This window comes from Bianquea renquensis (assembly GCF_014384895.1).
GTDB classification, from domain to species: Bacteria; Bacillota; Clostridia; order Lachnospirales; family Bianqueaceae; genus Bianquea; species Bianquea renquensis.
Genome location: NZ_JACRSQ010000004.1, coordinates 114,719 through 133,081 on the forward strand (window position 1 = coordinate 114,719; position 18,363 = coordinate 133,081).

Here is an 18,363-nt window from a genome sequence, read left to right on the forward strand (position 1 = left end):
GAAAGGGTGAATGGAGAATGGAAAAGAAAGAATTGCTCTATGAGGGCAAAGCGAAAAAAGTATTTACGACAGACGATCCTGAAGTTCTGATTGTATCCTATAAAGATGATGCGACAGCGTTTAACGGGCTGAAGAAGGGGACGATTGAGGGAAAGTCCGCCATCAACAATCAGATGAGCAACAACTTGATGAAGCTTTTGGAGACCAAAGGCGTGCCCACGCATCTCATTGAAGAGCTGAATGAGAGGGAGACGGCTGTGCGCAGAGTGTCCATCGTCCCGTTGGAGGTTATCGTGCGGAACGTGGCGGCCGGCAGCCTTAGCAAGCGCTTGGGCCTTCCGGAAGGAACGATGATGAAGAGGACAGTCTTAGAGTACTGTTACAAGAATGACGATCTCGGAGATCCCATGGTGAATGAGTATCATATTTACGCTATGGACTTGGCTACGGAGCAGGAATTGGCCGACATTGCAAAAATGGCATTTACTGTCAACGATGTGTTGCGCAACTATTTAAAGGATCTCAACATTGATCTGATCGATTTCAAGATTGAATTTGGCCGCACCTCCGATGGCACTGTGATCTTGGCCGACGAGATCTCTCCTGACACCTGCCGGTTCTGGGATTCCAGCACGGGAGAGAAGCTGGACAAAGACCGTTTCCGCCGAGACATGGGCGGCGTCGAGGACGCCTATCAGGAAGTATTTAAGCGTCTTATGGGGCATTGATCCCTTTTCGCACGAAGCGCCTAGCGTATCGTGCATTTTTTACTGGTAAAAGACATTTTGCTGACGACAGATAGGTATGGACAAGCCGGAATGGAGGTTATCATGGCAATCGAGTATAAAAATGCAGGGGTTGACGTAGAGGCTGGCTATAAAGCGGTATCCCTCATGAAGGAGCATGTTAAGAGAACGTTTAACCAGCGGGTTATCACGGATCTAGGTGGATTCGGAGGATTGTTCTCCATCGCAGGGATGGAGATGCGGGAACCAGTGCTGGTATCTGGAACCGATGGGGTGGGCACGAAATTAAAGCTTGCGTTTTTGATGGATCAGCATGACACGGTGGGCATCGACGCAGTTGCGATGTGCGTCAATGATATCGTGTGTAGCGGGGCCACCCCTTTATTCTTCCTGGACTATATCGCCTGCGGCAAGAATACGCCGGAGAAAATTGCCTGCATTGTAAAAGGTGTGGCGGAAGGCTGCGTGCAAAGTGGAGCGGCCCTCATCGGCGGAGAGACGGCGGAGATGCCCGGTTTCTACCCGGAGGATGAATATGATATCGCCGGATTTGCCGTAGGGATCGTGGACAAGAGCGACATTATCGACGGCTCCCATGTGCGGGAAGGCGACGCGCTTGTTGGAATCGCATCCAGCGGTGTGCACAGCAATGGCTTCTCCCTTGTCCGCAAACTATTTGGTCTGAACGGCGATAAGGCGAAGGAGACCATCGAGACTTACTATGATGACCTGGGCAAAACTTTGGGCGAAGCGCTGTTGGCGCCGACGAAAATCTATGTCAAGGCCATCGCATCGCTGAAACAGGCGGTGACGGTCAAAGCCATCAGCCATGTGACCGGAGGTGGATTCTACGAGAATATTCCGAGAATGCTTCCCCCTCACACAGCCGCGCAGATCGAGAGAGGCAGCTGGCCGATTCTCCCCATTTTCCCTCTGATGCAGCGGCTCGGGGATATAAGTGAGAAGGGCATGTTCAATACCTTTAACATGGGAATTGGAATGGTTGTGGCTGTAGCGAGAGACGATGTGCCTGCGGCTATCGCCGCCATTGAAGCGGCGGGAGAAAAGGCGTATGAGATGGGGCAGATCGTCGGATCCGCGGATGAAACGCCGGGTGTGATTCTATGATGAGAGCGGCGGTCTTGGTGTCCGGCGGCGGAACCAATCTACAGGCACTGCTGGATGCACAGAAGGCAGGGCAAATTCCCGGCGTTGAGTTTGTCCTTGTCATCAGCAATCGAAAGCAGGCGTATGCCCTTGAGAGGGCTCGCTTGGCGGGGATTGAGGGCGTCTATCTTCCCACGGTTCGCTACGAGAACCGAGAAGAGTACCATATGGCACTTCGGGATCTATTGCTGGATCACCACATTGATGTCATTCTATTGGCCGGTTTTCTTGTAGTGCTGGGCAAACCGGTGATGGAGGCATTTGCTGGGCGAATCTTGAACATTCACCCTTCCCTGATTCCGTCTTTCTGTGGAGATGGATTTTACGGATTGAAGGTCCACGAGGAAGTCCTTCGGAGGGGTGTCAAGGTCACGGGAGCTACGGTTCATTTCGTCGATGAGGGAACGGACACAGGGCCGATTATTTTGCAGAAAGCGGTGGACGTGGCGCAGGATGATACGCCGGAGACACTGCAAAAGAGGGTCATGGAGCAGGCGGAATGGGTGATCTTTCCAAAAGCGGTCGCGCTTTTTGCCGCAGGCCGGCTGAAAATCGAGAATGGACGAGTCCGGATTCTGGAGGAGGAATAGACAGATGAAAATCTTAGTCGTTGGAAGCGGAGGAAGGGAGCACGCCATTGTCTGGAAGCTCTCCCAAAGCCCAAAAGCGGAGACAATCTACTGTGCCCCAGGAAACGCGGGAATTGCGGAGATGGCACAGTGCGTGGATATTAAGGCCACCGATATCGAGGCGTTGGTTTCGTTTGCGAAAGAACATGCCATCGATCTGACCGTCATCGGCATGGATGATCCCCTGATGCTAGGAGTCGTCGATGCCTTTGAAGCGGCGGGGCTGCGTGTATTTGGGCCGAGAAAGAATGCGGCGATCATTGAGGGAAGCAAAGCCTTTTCCAAGAAGTTGATGCAGAAATATGGGATTCCCACTGCCGCTTTCTGGGAATTTACCGACAGCGAAGAGGCGAAATCTTTCCTGCGGGATCATAATACCTATCCCATCGTATTGAAAGCGGATGGTCTGGCTTTGGGCAAAGGCGTTTTGATTTGCCACACGGAAGAGGAGGCCCTAGCTGGCGTCGATGAGATCATGGTGGACAAGAAATTTGGAGCGGCCGGCGACGCCATGGTCATCGAGGAGTTTATGACGGGCCCTGAAGTCTCGGTGCTGTCTTTTTGCGATGGCAAAACTGTAAAACCCATGGTTTCAGCCCAGGACCATAAGCGGGCTTTGGACAACGATGAGGGGTTGAATACTGGCGGAATGGGAACCTTCTCCCCGAGTCAGTATTATACGCCGGAGATACAGGCATATGCGGAGGAGCATATTTTTAAGCCGACATTGGCCGCCATGGCCGCTGAGGGGAGACCCTTCACAGGAATTTTATTCTTCGGCCTGATGCTGACGGAGAATGGGCCGAAAGTGCTGGAGTATAACGCGCGGTTTGGCGACCCGGAGACGCAGGTGGTGCTGCCTCGCCTGGAGACGGATTTGGTTGATATTGTGGAGGCTTGCATCGATGGAACCCTGGCACAGATGGATATCCAATGGGCGGATAACGCCGCGGTCTGTGTCGTGCTGGCATCCGGAGGCTATCCCTTGCACTATGCAAAGGGATATCCAATCCAGGGGCTCCATGCCTTTGACGGGCGGACGGATCTTATGATCTTTCACGCGGGAACGGCGAAAAACGAAGAAGGGCAGATTGTAACCAATGGAGGCCGCGTGCTGGGCGTTGTTGCTCTGGACCGCGATTTAAATGCCGCCATTGCGAAAGCATATGCCAACATAGGCGCGGTTACCTTTGCCGATGTTCATTATCGGAGGGATATCGGGCGAAAATGAACGCGGATCATGCGAAAACCCCTTAGGGAGATTGAACCGTTTCCCTAAGGGGTTTTTCTGAGAGTCCGCCGTAAAGGGGACCTAGATCCGCAGAAATGAAAGTTTTATTCGACGAAAATCCAGTTGGATATCTCATAGGTTTGAACCTTGCGGGTATCCGCTGTGAGGTGTCCCGTCATGCGGCCATCGACACGTGTTGCCTCAAGATATAGATAGCCGTACTCCCCTGTCTCGTAGCCAAAGGTCTCCCCGTCGTCGTCGTACAGGACGAGGCTCGTATCCTCTGCGCCGAAACAGACAAGTTCCAATGGGATGGAAATCCCAGCTGCTGGGACATGGTCGTACGCGGGCATGAGTGGCAGAATGGCGCCGGAGCGAACAAAAACAGGGAGTCGGGAGATGGGGAGGTACAGATCATGCCATTGCCCACCTGCGTAGTATTCATGGGTGTCCAAGGCGTACCAGCCTCCTTCGGGAAGATATACCCGGCGGGAAGACTCACCTGGAAATAGGGGAGCCACGAGAAGGGCATCGCCCAGCATGTACTGATCATCGAGGGAGGCACAGCTGCGCTCACTGAATTCCAAGGCCATGGCGCGGATGGGTGGTTTTCCAGCGAAATGGAAGTCGGCAAGGGTATTGTAGAGATACGGGACGAGCCGCATATGGAGGGCTAACAGGTTGCGAACAATGGGGGCCACATCTTCAAAGTCCCAAGGTTTCACACCGCTAGCCCATGCGTTCAGCTGCGTGTGAAGCGAAAAAGCAGAGACTTGCATTCGGCGGACCCATTCTTCGCCGCTGGAGGCACCGCATACCTCTGGGGACCATAGGAGGCCTGAGAAACCTGAGTTGCAGAGCATCCGAACATACTCCCGGAGATCAGTTCGATCACTGTAGAAAGCAAAGGGATAGCCACAGCCTCCCAGATTGCCGGCGCGGACCATGCTGTAGGTTCGCGTATTTTTCTCGCGGAACAGTGCATCCTGATTTTTTGTGAGCAACATTCCTAAAATCTGATTCATTTGCACTCCATCCAGACCTGATGGAAAATGGGCGTGGGAGGGAAGAGAGGCATCGCATTCATCGATCTTATAGCCGGAAACGCCAATGGAAAGATGGTCGCGTCTGTGCTGATTCTGCATAGCCGTTAGCACTGCGGGCTGAGTATAATCGGGAAGCTCTCCGCTCCAGTTGGCATAATCGGATAGATGGGGACGGACCGTCTCATAGAACTCGCAACAGGGGGCAACATATCCATGCTCCCAAAGATTGATATGGAAGCCTTTGTCGGCCGCCGCCTGCACAAAACCGGCTGGGTCGGGAAATCGACCGGGATCCCAGGCGTAGGAGCAGGGGTAAGAAAAGGTCTGCCACCCAGGTTCCAGACCGATGACGTCGCAGGGAATCTGGTGCGCCCGTATTTCCGCCATCTCCGCCAGTGCTTCCTGATCTGAGTAGACCATGGGCACCCGATGCCAGAATCCTAACCCCCAACGGGGCGGAAGGGCGCCGCCGCCTGCGTACAGTATGTAGCGCCGCACTGCGTCAAGCATGGAAGGGCCAGAGAAAAAGTAGAGGTCCGCACTGTTGCCAGGGATGACGGCCTCCCAGCAATGAAAGGGGACGTCTGGGGTCCAGTTTGGCGTCGTGGCCCTGTGTTTCGGGTAGAGTGGCAGTTCGGTAGGCTGCGTACATCCACAGTAAAATGTGGCGGGCTGGAGCGAATCGACGGCAACGCCGTATCCGCGGCTGGACACAAGAAAGGGAACCGGCGCTACGTTAGCCCCGGAATCCGCGGTGGGATAGCTGTTGACACTGAGAGAGCGAGTCCGGCCGCGATGGTTGACAGATGTCATCTGAAGGCCTAAACCATAGAGGTCCTCCATCTCAGTCAAGGAAAAACGGATGACAATGCGGTTGTCGTCCGTCCGAGCGCAAGGCGAGAAGGAAAACTCGGGCATGGGCGTGTCAGGGAGGGAAGTGAGGGAGTCCAGAGCGGGAGGCGCCGCGGCTAGGGTCATAGGCGTCACAGAGGTGGGGGCTCCAAGGCGGGCTCTCCAGATGCCTGGGGCAAGGGAAGTCCAGGTCAGGGCTTGCATCATTTCGGTACTCTCCTTTTTTCAAAGTTTTTACCAATGGTACTACAAAAAAATGGAAAAGTCAATGACAAAAATTCGAAGAAGGTTGCAAAGCATAGAAATGCGGGGTATAATGAGACTAACTGCATTTCATAAGCTAAGGGAGGAAATCACAATGAGTAAAATGGATGTTGTTCGCCAGGAGATGGTCAAGGCCATGAAAAATAAGGATGCACAGCGCAAAGAAACCCTGTCGCTGCTGTTGTCAGCCTTAAAGGCGAAATATATTGATAAGCGCGATGAACTGACGGAGGAGGAAGAAAATGCCATCGTTTTAAAAGAGATCAAGCAGACGCAGGAGACAATGGAGGCTACGCCAGCGGATCGAACAGAGATTCTGGAAGAATGCAGGCTCCGGCTGGAGGTCTTAAAGGAATTTGCACCTAAGATGATGGGGGAAGATGAAATTCGCGACGCAATTTCCAAGGTGCTGGCCGATCTGGGGATTGAAGCGCCAACGGCAAGGGATAAAGGACAGATTATGAAAAATCTGATGCCATTGGTGAAGGGGAAGGCCGATGGTTCCCTGGTCAATCAACTGGTTGGAGAGGTACTCTCCCAGTAAAGGGAGTATCAGATTCCTATATTGCCCAATAAAAGCAGCCCTATCATATCCGTCCTGGCAATGATAGGGTTTCGCAGTGAAAGCGGGTTAATACAAAGCGGGCCTCATCCTCTGAGACCCGCCAAATCAGAAAGCTCCCGGGCAGACTTGAACTGCTGACCTCCGCCTTACCAAGGCGACGCTCTGCCGACTGAGCTACAGGAGCACGACGTCCATTTAGGCCGTCAACGCTAAATATAATAGCATATGGGACAATAAAAGTCAACCTTTTTTTGTAAATAATCGAAAAATAGATGATACAACGCCGCGCAAGCCCATTATCACAGCCACTTTGTGGAAAACGAATCGACAATCGGGATTTATAGGTACTCAACCAGCGGTAGAGTGGGCAGAAATCAACCGTCAGTATGTGTTACTTCACATCAATTCCCGATATACTTGAGCCATGAAAGGAGGTGCCCGATCTGGATCAAATCAAAATTGGAAAATTCATAGCATCTTGCAGGAAGGAACAGGGCATGACGCAGGCTAATCTTGCCGAGAAGCTCGGAATCAGTGACCGGGCGGTATCAAAATGGGAGACGGGGAAGTCTTTGCCAGATTCCGGGATTATGCTGGAGGTATGTGATTTTCTTAAAATCAATGTCAACGAGCTCCTGTCGGGCGAAAGAATCATGGCAGAATTATATGATAAAAGGGCAGAAGAAAATCTGCTCGCAATGAAGAAGGAGATCGAAGACAAGAACAAGCAGATGCTTAAGATGGAATACTGGATTTTACTTCCCACCATCATTGCGGGGTTGGTCATGGTGTTTGTAGCTTCATTTGTTGAGATGCCGGTTTGGTTGCGAATAGCACTCATTGCATTTGCTCTTGTCACGATCTTTGCCGCAGTATTTATAGCGGTAGGCATTGAGCAAAAAGCTGGATATTATGAATGCCAGAATTGTCATCACCGATATGTGCCAACGTACTGGCAAACCAATCTTGCACTGCATTCAGGCAGGACAAGATATATGAAATGCCCTGAATGCGGAAAACGCAGCTGGCAGAGGAAAGTCCTGATGAAAGAGGACTAACGCATAAGGAAACTAACTTCCCATGTAACTAGAAAGCCCCTATCGATTTCCGTGGCGGAGAGGATAGGGGCTGAATTGTTTTTGCGGTCACCGGCATCTGCTATCGGAATCGCCCTTCGGTGATCATGGTGTTATGAAATGATTTGGCATGACTGTAGTTTAATATACTGTCCTTCGCTTAAACTCTGATACACTTCATTCTGGATGTTATCGTTTGTAAGGATTGAGTGCAGTGTTCCGAAGGAATCGCTACAAACTTCAAAATAACCTCGGTCCTCTGTGGGAGAGATTTTATATTCTCCTGCGGGAATGTCCTTTCCAACTTTGTACATGCCCTCTCCATAGATACCATTTATGGGTACATAAGCAGGCGTGTCCGCCTCCGCGTACATTTTACCCTTGAACGTGATATATTGCCCTTCCGATACGGTAACGTAAAGTCGATTCGTAAAAAAATCATTCATAACGATTGCGCTTAAATCACCGCTGCTATCCGACGTGACTTCCATATAAGAGGCGGAGGCATTCACGATGACATATTCCCCGGCAGCAATATCGGATCCAACTTTATAGGTACCGGATGAATAATAGAGAGTTTCCTCGGAGGATTCTGTAACCTCTGATTCCTCGGCAACAATTGACTCGTCCTCTGGCTCGGAATCTGTGGCTTCCGGCGCCTCACCTGTCTGTGCTCTATCTAAAATATCGCCGATTTCCGATGAGTATGGCTCACTTAGAAATATAATGGGCGCATAATAGGCGTTTCCCTCACAGAGGAAAGTATCGGCAGCGACTGCGGGAAGCTCCATGGTACCGCTAAAACCAGCATATGTGCCGAGACAACCGACTTCTTTACCTTCCAGAATCCCTTGAATCATGCTATAATCATGAAGAAGCGGATCCCCAATCGCGATCAACCAATCGCCTTCGTCGGCGTGGAGCGTCCCAATGATAAGGCCGTCGGATTCTTTGATATCCGACATTTTCCCTTTTAGCATAACCTTTGTGTCTCCAAGCTTATTTTCCTCAGAGGAAAGCTTGTATACTTCGTAGTCCGGTACAGTGTAACCGCCGAGCTCTATAGTCTCTGGGGGTTCGGAGTTGGACGATTCTTCCACCTGCTTCGACGCACAGCCGGTGATTAGAAGCAATAAAACGATCATGCAGGTACAAATTTTTTTCATGGAATTACCTCCTCCTTTGGAGCGTTAGCGACTCGGCTTGATTTTGTAATTGATTTCAGATTATAATAGTATGATCAAATACTTATGTAAGATTTTACACCATAACAATCGCTTTGTCAAACTTTATAAAAATGAAGTAAAGCTTAATTTAAGAAAGTATCGCAACAAGGGGAGGAAGCGAAGGAAGGTGGTAGCGTGATATTTCACTGAGAGATCACGGAGCGCGAACCAATTCATCAATGGTTATTTGATAGAGTTCCGCAAGTTTCACTACAATGTCCAACGGAATCTGCCGCCTGCCGTGCTCATAATTGCTATAGCAAGCCGGTGTTACATGGAGATACATCGCAATATCGCGGCTTGACATGCCGGATTGTTTCCGCAGTTTCACTAGATTTCGATGCAATATTTCGTTCATATTGTTTGCCTTTTTATTATAAGTATAGCAGAAGGAGACAAGTTTTGTAAATAGAGTGTATGGGGCGAATGCAAAGTTTGACGGCCGGTCAAACCGAAAATAGAACTTGCAAAATCCTTAATGAACAGGTATAATGGACAAAAGCTGGATGAAAGGAGAGGAGACACCGATGGAGAGAAAGGGATTTACCATGAAGATTAAGCCTGGGGTATTGGAGGAATATAAGCGGAGGCATGATGCGATCTGGCCGGAGATGAGCGAAGTATTGACGAAGGCTGGGTTGAAGAATTATTCCATATGGATCTTGGACGATGAGACGCTGTTTGGCTATTATGAGACGGAGGATGACGAATACGCCGTTAAGGTGCAGGAGGAAAGCGAAGTGGTGAAACGCTGGAACGTGTATATGGAAGACATGATTGCGACGAGAACTCTCCCCGATGGGAGTAAGGAGCCAATTAAAGATTTTGTGGACTGTGTATTCTTGCATACGTAAGGAATACTGTATAGTCTGTCAGAATATTTTTGACAGACGCGACAATTTGTGGTATGATAAAAAATAAGTTGAGTTCGCTGAGCGATCGCACAGGCGGGGGCCGAAAGGCTGCCTGTGAGGAAAGTCCGAGCTCCGCAGGGCAGGGTGCTGGGTAACACCCAGTGGAGGCGACTCCCAGGACAGTGCAACAGAAATAAACCGCCGGGCAAAATCCGGTAAGGGTGGAAAGGCGAGGTAAGAGCTCACCGCCTCACTGGTGACAGCGAGGGCACATGTAAACCCCACTTGGAGCAAGACCGAACAGAATACGATACGGCGGCCCGTCGTGTATTCGGGTAGGTCGCGTGAGCTTTATGGCAACATGAAGTCAAGATAGATGATCGCTCTCGACAGAACTCGGCTTACAGGCGGACTCAACTGAAAAGGGGCTGTTGCAAAGTAGCTGAATAAGCTACTGGAGGAACAGCCCTCTTATAATGCCTAAAAACACAATAAAATTGTTGACACAATCACCCGAATCCTCTATCATGAAGTGAGACATGCCATCTGTCATCCATTATTCTGCGAAAAGGAGAGTATTCTACATGTCCAGACAAAATCTTTTAGCAAAGACTCCCTTTGATCCTTCGCTCTATGCCGAGCGTGTCAATGCACTTCTTGCCAGAATGACCGTCGCCGAGAAAGTAGGGCAGTTACATTTGGAGCACGTTGCCGATTGTGGGGATCTCACCGATTACAATCTGGGGGATAGGGCTGATGAAAACAGCATTGTTGACAAAGTTCGCCGCGGGGCTGTGGGAACCATGCTGATGCATGGCCTGGAAGCCGCCAACATCGTGCAGAAAATCGCCGTGGAAGAATCCCGTCTGGGGATTCCCCTCCTGTTCGGCTTTGACGTCATCCACGGCCACAAGACCATATTCCCCATTCCTCTTGGGGAAGCTGCCACATGGGATCCCGATCTGTTGGCAGAAGCGGAAGCTGTTGCAGCCAAAGAAGCTTATGCCGACGGTATTAACTGGGTCTATGCCCCCATGATTGATTTATGCCGCGATCCACGTTGGGGCCGTGTGGCAGAAGGGGCAGGGGAAGATCCTCTGCTGGGATCTTTGATCGCACAGGCCAAGGTCCGCGGCCTGCAGACCCTGAACCCCGATACCGGTTATCCCTACGTAGCTGCCTGCTTCAAGCATTATTGTGGATACGGACTGGCACAAGGAGGACGCGACTACGAGGAATGCGATGCCAGCCCTCGCACCGTGTTCATGGACTATATGAAGCCCTATGCCGCTGCCGTTGACGCCGGTGCCCTGACGGCCATGAGCTCCTTCAACGTATTAAACGGTCAGGTTATCACAGGCAGCCGTTACTACTTAACCGAGATTCTCCGTGACAGATTCGGCTTCGGCGGATTTGTCGTATCCGATTATGATGCCGTGAACGAGCTGATCCATCACCGCGTCGCAAAAGACCGCAAAGACGCCGCTGGTCTGGCTATCACGGCAGGTGTTGACAGCGATATGGGTTCCCATGTATACGAGGAGAATCTTGAATCGCTTTATTATGAAGATACCCGTTTTGCGGAGGCGATTGATGAAGCTGTCCGCAGGATTTTAAGCGTCAAATTCGCCATGGGACTCTTTGAGCACCCCTACCACGAACCGGACAGTGCAGAGAAATTTATGCTCACACCCCAGTCTCGTGAGCTTGCACGGGACATCGCCAGACACTGCTGTGTTCTTCTAAAAAATGAAGACCATATCCTTCCTTTGTCTCCATCCAAAAAATACTTCCTCACCGGTCCTCTTTCCGACAATGAGGAGGATATGCCGGGTGCATGGGCTACTTACGACCCCGAGACCAACGTGATCACCGTAAAGAAAGCGATGGAGGAGGCCGGCTATGATTTTGTTCACCACGACGGCTGCCCCTTTACCGGAAAATACTGTTTCCAGGATACAGATGACAGTGGCTTTTTACAGGCTCTTAAGCTGGCAGAGGACTGTGACGAGATCATCTACGTGTGCGGTGAGAGGGCGCCCTGGTCCGGTGAAAATAGAGGGCGGGTAAGCCTTGATCTGCCAGAGCTTCAGTATACCTATCTGCGCGCATTAAAGGCAACCGGCAAGAAGATCATATCCGTCCTCATGTGCGGCCGTGCCATGTGCTGCAGTGAACTGGATCAGACTTCCGATGCACTGCTTCTTTCCTGGCACCTGGGTACGGAAGCCGGTCATGCAATCTGCGATGTATTATTCGGTGGCCATTGTCCCAGCGGGCGTCTTCCCATCACCTTCCCTTACGATACCGGTCAGGTTCCGTATTATCACGCTTTGCTGTCCAGTGGACGCAGCAGGGAGAGCCTCTTGCGCTATAAGGATGGGGAGAATAAGCCTCTGTACCCTTTTGGTTATGGCTTATCCTATGCGGATATCCGCTACAGCACTGTCTGCCTGAATGAGACCTGCATCACTGCTGGCCAGATGCTGCATGCCAGCGTTACCCTCACCAACCATTCCCATATCCCCGCATACGAAGTTGTGCAGGCTTACTTCCAGGATGTGGTCAGCTCTCTCCCCACCCCGGAGCGAAAGCTCTGCGGCTTTACCAAGGTTCTTGTCCCTGCACACAGCAGTGTGGAAGCCACTCTGGACATTCCCGCAGAGCGCTTCGCATTGATGACCATGGACCTCAAGGAGGTCGTGGAACCCGGCGAGTTTTTGCTGTTTGTCGGACACGACAGCACTTGCCAGGAAGGCGTATCCTTTACTGTGAAATAGAATTTGTATATCATCGGTTTTCTTCTGCGGAAAAACGAGGGAGGGCTGCTTATTACCCAAAGTCATCTTGATTTTAGGTCATCCAGCAGCTCTCCCTTTGAAATTGCGCCTAAGGCGCGCTTATTGCGGTCCGATGTGGCCGGCTGTGCAAGTGCGTGTCTGCGACTGTACGATGACGCCGCATGCCAAGCGCTTTCCAGAGTTGCCGGAAGGTTGCGTTCGGAAGTCATCAGGATTTTCATGGATGATGATGGTTTTCCCAACGACTTCGGTGGGGGTGAACTTATCCGTGTAAAAGCTTAAAAAGGCAACGCCATCGTTTGAAAACAGAGGAGGAAAATCGCCGGCGTGGTTGCCATGAGGCTGGTTGGTGGGATTCCAGTGATCTCCCGCGTCCTGAAAAGGGTTTGCGGGGTCACCGGGAGCACAGCTCCCGCCCGAGTGGATGTGAAAGCCATGGGGGCCGATGGGCGGGGTGTTTGCATTGCCTGGCGTGTAGGGGGGAAGACCGGTCACATAGGCGTAAACTTGTGTTCCGGAGTCCATGGGAAGAAAATAGACGATGCCGCGGATTTCCGGGCGAAGCGGTCCTCCCTGAATATCGGCAAAAACAAGGGGAAACTGGGGTGGCTCGTCTGCTGGCTCTTGTTGGCGGGCGGAGGTCGCAACCGCCTCTTCTTCGGAGAAACAGCGATAGGCGAATAGAGAAGAATTCCCTGTATACATGGATTGTTTCGGTCCATTCATAGATTGACAGCCCTTTCTAAGATACATAATCATTTCTACACTATATGCAAAAAAAGAGCAGGATATGAACCGCCGCAAAAAGCCGCCGCAAGAAGACTCAGATCTCCTTGCGGCGGCCGGCTATAATACTGGGATGAAATTACAGATCCTTTGGAGATGGAATCGGAATGCGGTTGCCGGTGGCAGCGGAGCGATAGATACTCTCAATCATCCGAACGGCCTTGGAAGCCTCAGGTCCATCGATCCAGAATGGCTTTCCCTCCGCCAGACAGGCATAATAGTCGGCAATCAATTTCTTATGTCCGAGCCCCCAATATGCTTTTTCTCCCTCCCCGAGGGTGGTCTCTGTGGAGTGCTCCACGCGGCCGTCACTGTATTGAATCGTCAAGGTGTCCTTGAGGGAGAGCACCGCTTTTTCACATACGATTTCCAATTCGATGGGGGAGGAGGTGCAATAGTTGTTCGTCGCGTAAAAAATCGCCCGGCTACCATCAGCGAAGGTGAATATGCCGTGTGCGGTATCTTCAACCTCGATGCAATCCTGTAGCTGATAGCAGGACATCTGGGCAGCCACGGAGACAGGAAGGCCTAAAAACCATTGTAGCAGATCCAGCGTATGAATCGCCTGGTTGATCAGGACGCCGCCGCCCTCATACTGCCATGTGCCGCGCCACTGTGCCTGTCCATAATACTTTGCATCCCGTCCCCAGGTCACCAAAGCCTTCGCGCCAAGCACCTTGCCAAGGGATCCAGAATCCAAAAGGGACTTGACATGCTGCGATGTATAGTTGTAGCGGTTCTGGAAACAGACGCCCAGGGTTCGGCCTGTTTCGTTTGCCGCCCGGACCATGTCCATGGTCTCATAGATGCTCATCGCCATGGGTTTCTCCGTCAGGACGTCTTTGCCGGCTTTCATAGCAGCAATCGCCATGGGGGCATGAAGATAGTGGGGCGTGCACAGATGGACCACATCGATGGTGGGATCCTCTAGGACCTCATCGAAGGATGTAAACAGTTTACAATTGGCGGACGCCGCCGTTTTTTCCCCCTGTGCGGCGTCGATATCGCATACGGCATATAAGTCTGCCTGTGGACAGTCGGCAATCGCGTCAAGATGATTTTGGTGAATCGCGCCACAGCCGATAACAGCCGTCTGATAATGTTTCACGGGAATATCCTCCTTAGGACTAATAGGTTCCGGATGTATTGAGCGTCGCCTCCTGGGTTTCCTTCTTAAAGGTCGACGTGCGGATTTTTTCTGATAATAGGTCGTAGAAAAGCTGTTCATCTAAATGGTTGGGATCAACCCATTGGCCGGTCCAGTCGGACAAGTGCATCGCATTGGAGAGAGACAGCCCGCGAATGCCTTCAGAGCCGGGAGCCAGCAAAGGTGTACCCTTCTGCACCGCGGCCGTAAAATTTTTTAAAATCCCGACGTGCTGTGAATTTTCGCCCGGGGTTGGAATTTCACACTTCCAGCATTCTGGATTTCCAAAGCCTCCGGTGTACTCAGCATTAAACTGTCTCTCGCCAACTCGGTTTCTCCAGAAGGTTACAATATCGTCCTCGACCACGATCTTGCCGCGGTCGGCGGATATCTCTAACCTGTTGGTGCCCGGAGTTTCGTGGGTTGAGGTGATGAAAAGACCCGTCGCGCCATTGGGATATTCCGCGTAGGCAGTTACATCATTCTCCACTTCAATATCACGGCATTTCCCATACTGCAAGAAAGCACGGATTCGGGACGGCATACCGCAGATCCATTGCCACAGATCCAGCTGATGTGGGCATTGATTCAAGAGGACACCGCCGCCTTCACCTGCCCAAGTCGCGCGCCATCCGCCTGAATTGTAGTAGCTCTGGGAGCGATACCAGTTGGTGATGATCCAGACGACTCGCTTCATTTCGCCTAGCTCGCCGCTTTCCAGGAGCTCTTTTACCTTTTTATAAACCGGGTTGGTCCGCTGATTGAACATGACGCCGAATAACTTTCCGCTTTTTTCAGCGGCCGCGTTCATCTCCCGAACCTTTGCCGTGTAGACACCGGCTGGCTTTTCCGAGATGACGTTGAGACCGTGGGAAAAGGCCTCGATAGCCAACACAGGGTGATCATAGTGAGGGGTCGCGATAATCACCACGTCGATGGGGGCTTTGGCGAAGAATTCATCCGTCGTGCTGAACTTCAGCACATCCTGGGCGAGGGTGTTGGCGGCCCATTCCAATCGTTCCGGCCGAATATCACATACAGCGGTGAGGCAAGCGCCATCGATGACGCCTTTGTCCAGATTCACCGCGTGGCCGGACCCCATATTGCCGATTCCGATGATTCCATAGCGAACTTTATCCATATTGACCTCCATTCTACCGCGTTGCGGCACTACCTTGAGTGTATTTTAAGGGTTACGCCTTCAAGTTTTGCAGAATATCCGTGAGGGAAGCGGAGGCTGCGGCAAAGAGTTTGGCGCCCTGGGACATATCTTCCTTCTGGGCGACTTCCGCACTTTCCTCCAAGTCAGCAAATCCAACAAAATTCGTCAAATGAGGCTCCAAGGACAGAAAACCAGTGTATCCGCTGTCTTTCAGATCCTGAAGTACGCTGGGGATGTGCCCATCACCCCGGCCAGCCACAGTAACGGCCCCATCCGACGCCTTAGCGTCTTTGATATGCATATACTCAATATAGGGGCGAAGCATCGTATACGCGTGGGGATAGACCTCAACACCGCACTGAATAAAGTTAGCCGGATCGAAGGTGGCGCGAACGTACTCGCAATTCAGAGAGGTAAGGAGGTCGAGACAGCGCTCCGGCGTATCGCCGTAGATATCCTTTTCATTTTCGTGAAGCAGGGTGATACCGCGCCCTTTTGCGGCATCAACAAAACCTTGCCAGCGGCACAACACCTCATCCCGGTACTGAGAGGGGTCCACGCCTTTTGGCATAAAGAAGCTGAACATACGGATATACTTCGTCTCCAGACAGTCTGCCAGATCCAGCACATGGCGAAACGCCTTCAGATGGGGCTCGAAAGGGTCCGTGATGTTGATTTTGCCTATGGGGGAACCGATGGCGGAAATCTTGACACCAGCCTCGTCCAATTGGGCCTTGATTTCTTGCGCTTGGGCAAGGGAATAATCACACAGGTTTTTCCCGTTGACACCCCGCATCTCGATGTAGGAGATCTCCAAAGATTTCATGACCCGAATCTGCGTATCCAGTTCCGGCGCGATCTCGTCGGCAAACCCACTTAAAATAAATTGCGACATGGTGCACCTCCTGTCAGTGATTCGCTGCGATGGCTTTTAAATTCCGCAAGCTCACGGCTAGGCAGTCAAAAGGATCTCTCGGGCATTCATCTTCCTCAATGACGATGGCCTTTACGCCGGCGTCCTCGCATGCGCGGAAGCATTCCTTCAGATCCAAGTTGCCAAGGCCGATTTCCGAGAAGATAGGCTTCATATGGTCAACTGCGAAATCTTTAAAATGGCAGACCTTCATGCGGCCCGCAACTTTCCGAATGTAATCCGGCGGATTGACGCCGCCCATCTGAAGCCAAAAGGTATCCAGAATAAAGTGGAAGGCGTCTGGGTCCGTATCTTCGATGAGCATATCCATAACGAGGCGCCCATCATAGCGCTGGAATTCAAAATTGTGATTGTGGTATGCGAAGGTCAGGCCTTCCTCTCGGATGTGATCCGCAATAGGACGAATATCCGCAATAAACTGCTGGGCTCCCTCCTTAGAAGACTGGTACTGGGCTGGCATGGCGCCGAGTCCGATGGTATCACAGCCTATCAGCCGATGCTCCTGAATGACAGCATCCAGGTCATTCTGCAAACGGTCGAAGGGCGTATGGGTGACGCATACGTCCAATTCCAGTTCACGGACGAGGTCGGCAAGCCTCTGTGGTTCTATGTAGCCGAAGCCGGAAATCTGAATCGTATTAAATCCGATTTCTTTGATCTTGCGAAGCGTCCGCTCAATATCCTCTGGAGTTTGGGTAAACGCTCGAACCGTATACAACTGTGCTCCTAATGCAATCATATGGTCTCCTTTCCTGTACAGTTAGAATTCGATTGAATCGAATCGCAAGCAATCATCGCAGCTTGCAATTATCCCTATTATATACTATAATTATTGCATAGTCTTTGCATAAGTTGATTAAAAACATGCAAATATTGACTATGCTGAGAGGATGGAAAGGCAAAGGTGTGTTGGCAATGTGGAAGGCAAATTTTGAACAGCCAGGGGATGGCATTACGTACAAGCGACACGTAACAGTAGAGCAGGGCAGTTTTGAGTTTCATCTGCACAATGAATATGAAATCTACTTCTTTATCCGAGGGGATGTTCACTATTTCGTGGAGAACTCCATATACGCATTGCAGTATGGAGATCTGTTGTTGTTTAACAGCTACGAGATCCACCGGGCGACATTTTTGTCCGACAAGCCGTATGAGCGGGTTGTGATTCATTTCTCGCCAGAGCTGATGGACAGTCTGTCCACCCAGACGACGGATATTCTGCGCTGTTTCCGCCGCCGCCCCAAAGGGGAAAAGAATTTGCTACGTCTCTCGGAGCACCAGATCGTCCAGTTTCTTTCTCATACAGATAAAATATCCCAGGTCTGTGGTAAGTCGGGCTATGGAGCGGATGTTTTGACGAAAACCTATTTGGCGGAGCTGCTCGTATATATCAACATTCTATTCGAAAACCGGGAGTCCGGAGTTGAAAAAGAGACGATTTCCGCTAAAATTCAGGAGATGTTGGAGTACATCGATAACAATATTCAGGGGAATCTTTCGCTGGAAAGTCTGGAGCAGCGATTTCTGACCAATCGCTATACCCTGAGCCGAGACTTCAAAAAAGAAACGGGGAGCACGATTTATAGCCATATTATTGCGAAGCGCATCTCCTGTGCCAAGCAGCTATTGGAAGAGGGGCAGTCCGTTATGGATGCCTGTGCGCAGACAGGGTTTAACGATTATACGAATTTTATCCGAACGTTCAAGAAGGTGACGGGCATGACGCCACATCAGTACCGTAAAGTGCAAGAAAAACGGAAAAACGGTTGAACATTACAATTGTGTTAACAAATCGCCCTCGGCCAAAAAATATGGGAAAGTTCTTTCATTTCACCGCAATCTGTGATATAATAGGCCAAGAGGGAAAACGGACAAAG

At 51.1% G+C, this 18,363-nt stretch carries 17 protein-coding genes, 1 tRNA gene and 1 other RNA gene; 10 read left to right on the plus strand and 9 right to left on the minus strand.

Features of this window, described 5'->3' with window-relative positions:
* The first annotated feature begins 17 nt into the window (after positions 1-17).
* The 4 genes from purC to purD all read left to right on the plus strand — a co-directional run bounded on the left by purC (position 18) and on the right by purD (position 3,773).
* Positions 18-728 (plus strand): phosphoribosylaminoimidazolesuccinocarboxamide synthase, encoded by a 711-nt coding sequence (gene purC, locus H8730_RS04390; protein ID WP_249289466.1) that lies wholly within the window; start codon positions 18-20, stop codon positions 726-728.
* Between the two features lie 108 nt (positions 729-836).
* Positions 837-1,874, plus strand: coding sequence for a phosphoribosylformylglycinamidine cyclo-ligase (purM, locus tag H8730_RS04395; RefSeq protein ID WP_346726553.1), 1,038 nt, complete (start codon positions 837-839; stop codon positions 1,872-1,874).
* Positions 1,871-2,503, plus strand: coding sequence for a phosphoribosylglycinamide formyltransferase (gene purN, locus H8730_RS04400; protein ID WP_249289471.1), 633 nt, complete (start codon positions 1,871-1,873; stop codon positions 2,501-2,503). Before purM ends, purN begins: the two co-directional genes overlap by 4 nt.
* A gap of 4 nt (positions 2,504-2,507) precedes the next feature.
* Positions 2,508-3,773 carry a phosphoribosylamine--glycine ligase gene (gene purD, locus H8730_RS04405; RefSeq protein ID WP_249289473.1) on the plus strand — a complete coding sequence of 422 codons (1,266 nt, stop codon included), beginning with the start codon at positions 2,508-2,510 and terminating at the stop codon, positions 3,771-3,773.
* Between the two features lie 104 nt (positions 3,774-3,877).
* On the opposite strand, the gene H8730_RS04410 is transcribed toward purD, so the two are convergent.
* Positions 3,878-5,878: a glycoside hydrolase family 31 protein gene (locus tag H8730_RS04410; RefSeq protein ID WP_249289474.1), complete on the minus strand. Its 2,001-nt coding sequence runs from the start codon at positions 5,876-5,878 to the stop codon at positions 3,878-3,880.
* A gap of 151 nt (positions 5,879-6,029) precedes the next feature.
* Here H8730_RS04410 and H8730_RS04415 point away from each other — a divergent pair, with 151 nt between their 5' ends.
* Positions 6,030-6,479 carry a GatB/YqeY domain-containing protein gene (locus H8730_RS04415; RefSeq protein WP_249289476.1) on the plus strand — a complete coding sequence of 150 codons (450 nt, stop codon included), beginning with the start codon at positions 6,030-6,032 and terminating at the stop codon, positions 6,477-6,479.
* A 132-nt stretch (positions 6,480-6,611) separates the two neighbouring features.
* On the opposite strand, the gene H8730_RS04420 is transcribed toward H8730_RS04415, so the two are convergent.
* Positions 6,612-6,684, minus strand: a tRNA-Thr gene (locus H8730_RS04420).
* Positions 6,685-6,997: 313 nt separating this feature from the next.
* On the opposite strand from H8730_RS04420, the gene H8730_RS04425 reads away from it, so the two are divergent.
* Positions 6,998-7,558 carry a helix-turn-helix domain-containing protein gene (locus H8730_RS04425; RefSeq protein WP_249289478.1) on the plus strand — a complete coding sequence of 187 codons (561 nt, stop codon included), beginning with the start codon at positions 6,998-7,000 and terminating at the stop codon, positions 7,556-7,558.
* A 131-nt stretch (positions 7,559-7,689) separates the two neighbouring features.
* On the opposite strand, the gene H8730_RS04430 is transcribed toward H8730_RS04425, so the two are convergent.
* Together H8730_RS04430 and H8730_RS04435 are read right to left on the minus strand one after the other, a co-directional pair.
* Complete coding sequence (locus H8730_RS04430) at positions 7,690-8,742, minus strand: Rv1352/Rv1906c domain-containing protein (protein ID WP_249289480.1); 1,053 nt, start codon at positions 8,740-8,742, stop codon at positions 7,690-7,692.
* 214 nt (positions 8,743-8,956) lie between these two features.
* A complete protein-coding gene (locus H8730_RS04435; protein WP_249289483.1) occupies positions 8,957-9,160 on the minus strand; it encodes a helix-turn-helix domain-containing protein in 204 nt (67 codons plus the stop codon).
* A gap of 169 nt (positions 9,161-9,329) precedes the next feature.
* Between H8730_RS04435 and H8730_RS04440 the strand changes: the two genes are divergently transcribed.
* The 3 genes from H8730_RS04440 (at position 9,330) to H8730_RS04450 (ending at position 12,436) form a co-directional block, all read left to right on the plus strand.
* A complete protein-coding gene (locus tag H8730_RS04440) occupies positions 9,330-9,656 on the plus strand; it encodes an L-rhamnose mutarotase (protein ID WP_249289485.1) in 327 nt (108 codons plus the stop codon).
* A 69-nt stretch (positions 9,657-9,725) separates the two neighbouring features.
* An RNA gene (gene rnpB / locus H8730_RS04445) (RNase P RNA component class A) lies at positions 9,726-10,076 on the plus strand.
* Positions 10,077-10,240: 164 nt separating this feature from the next.
* Complete coding sequence (locus H8730_RS04450; protein WP_249289487.1) at positions 10,241-12,436, plus strand: glycoside hydrolase family 3 N-terminal domain-containing protein; 2,196 nt, start codon at positions 10,241-10,243, stop codon at positions 12,434-12,436.
* 120 nt (positions 12,437-12,556) lie between these two features.
* Here H8730_RS04450 and H8730_RS04455 read toward each other — a convergent pair whose 3' ends face one another.
* From H8730_RS04455 to H8730_RS04475, 5 genes are all read right to left on the minus strand, one after another.
* Positions 12,557-13,183: a superoxide dismutase family protein gene (locus H8730_RS04455; RefSeq protein WP_283243856.1), complete on the minus strand. Its 627-nt coding sequence runs from the start codon at positions 13,181-13,183 to the stop codon at positions 12,557-12,559.
* A gap of 139 nt (positions 13,184-13,322) precedes the next feature.
* Positions 13,323-14,351, minus strand: a complete 1,029-nt coding sequence (locus H8730_RS04460; RefSeq protein WP_177720418.1) for a Gfo/Idh/MocA family oxidoreductase — start codon at positions 14,349-14,351, stop codon at positions 13,323-13,325.
* Between the two features lie 19 nt (positions 14,352-14,370).
* Complete coding sequence (locus tag H8730_RS04465; RefSeq protein ID WP_177720420.1) at positions 14,371-15,531, minus strand: Gfo/Idh/MocA family protein; 1,161 nt, start codon at positions 15,529-15,531, stop codon at positions 14,371-14,373.
* Between the two features lie 52 nt (positions 15,532-15,583).
* Positions 15,584-16,447 (minus strand): sugar phosphate isomerase/epimerase family protein, encoded by an 864-nt coding sequence (locus H8730_RS04470; protein WP_177720422.1) that lies wholly within the window; start codon positions 16,445-16,447, stop codon positions 15,584-15,586.
* A gap of 13 nt (positions 16,448-16,460) precedes the next feature.
* Positions 16,461-17,225 (minus strand): sugar phosphate isomerase/epimerase family protein, encoded by a 765-nt coding sequence (locus tag H8730_RS04475; RefSeq protein ID WP_177720424.1) that lies wholly within the window; start codon positions 17,223-17,225, stop codon positions 16,461-16,463.
* Positions 17,226-17,401: 176 nt separating this feature from the next.
* Here H8730_RS04475 and H8730_RS04480 point away from each other — a divergent pair, with 176 nt between their 5' ends.
* The gene (locus H8730_RS04480; RefSeq protein ID WP_177720426.1) at positions 17,402-18,256 is read left to right on the plus strand and encodes an AraC family transcriptional regulator; all 855 of its coding nucleotides are present in this window, start codon (positions 17,402-17,404) and stop codon (positions 18,254-18,256) included.
* Positions 18,257-18,363: the final 107 nt, after the last annotated feature.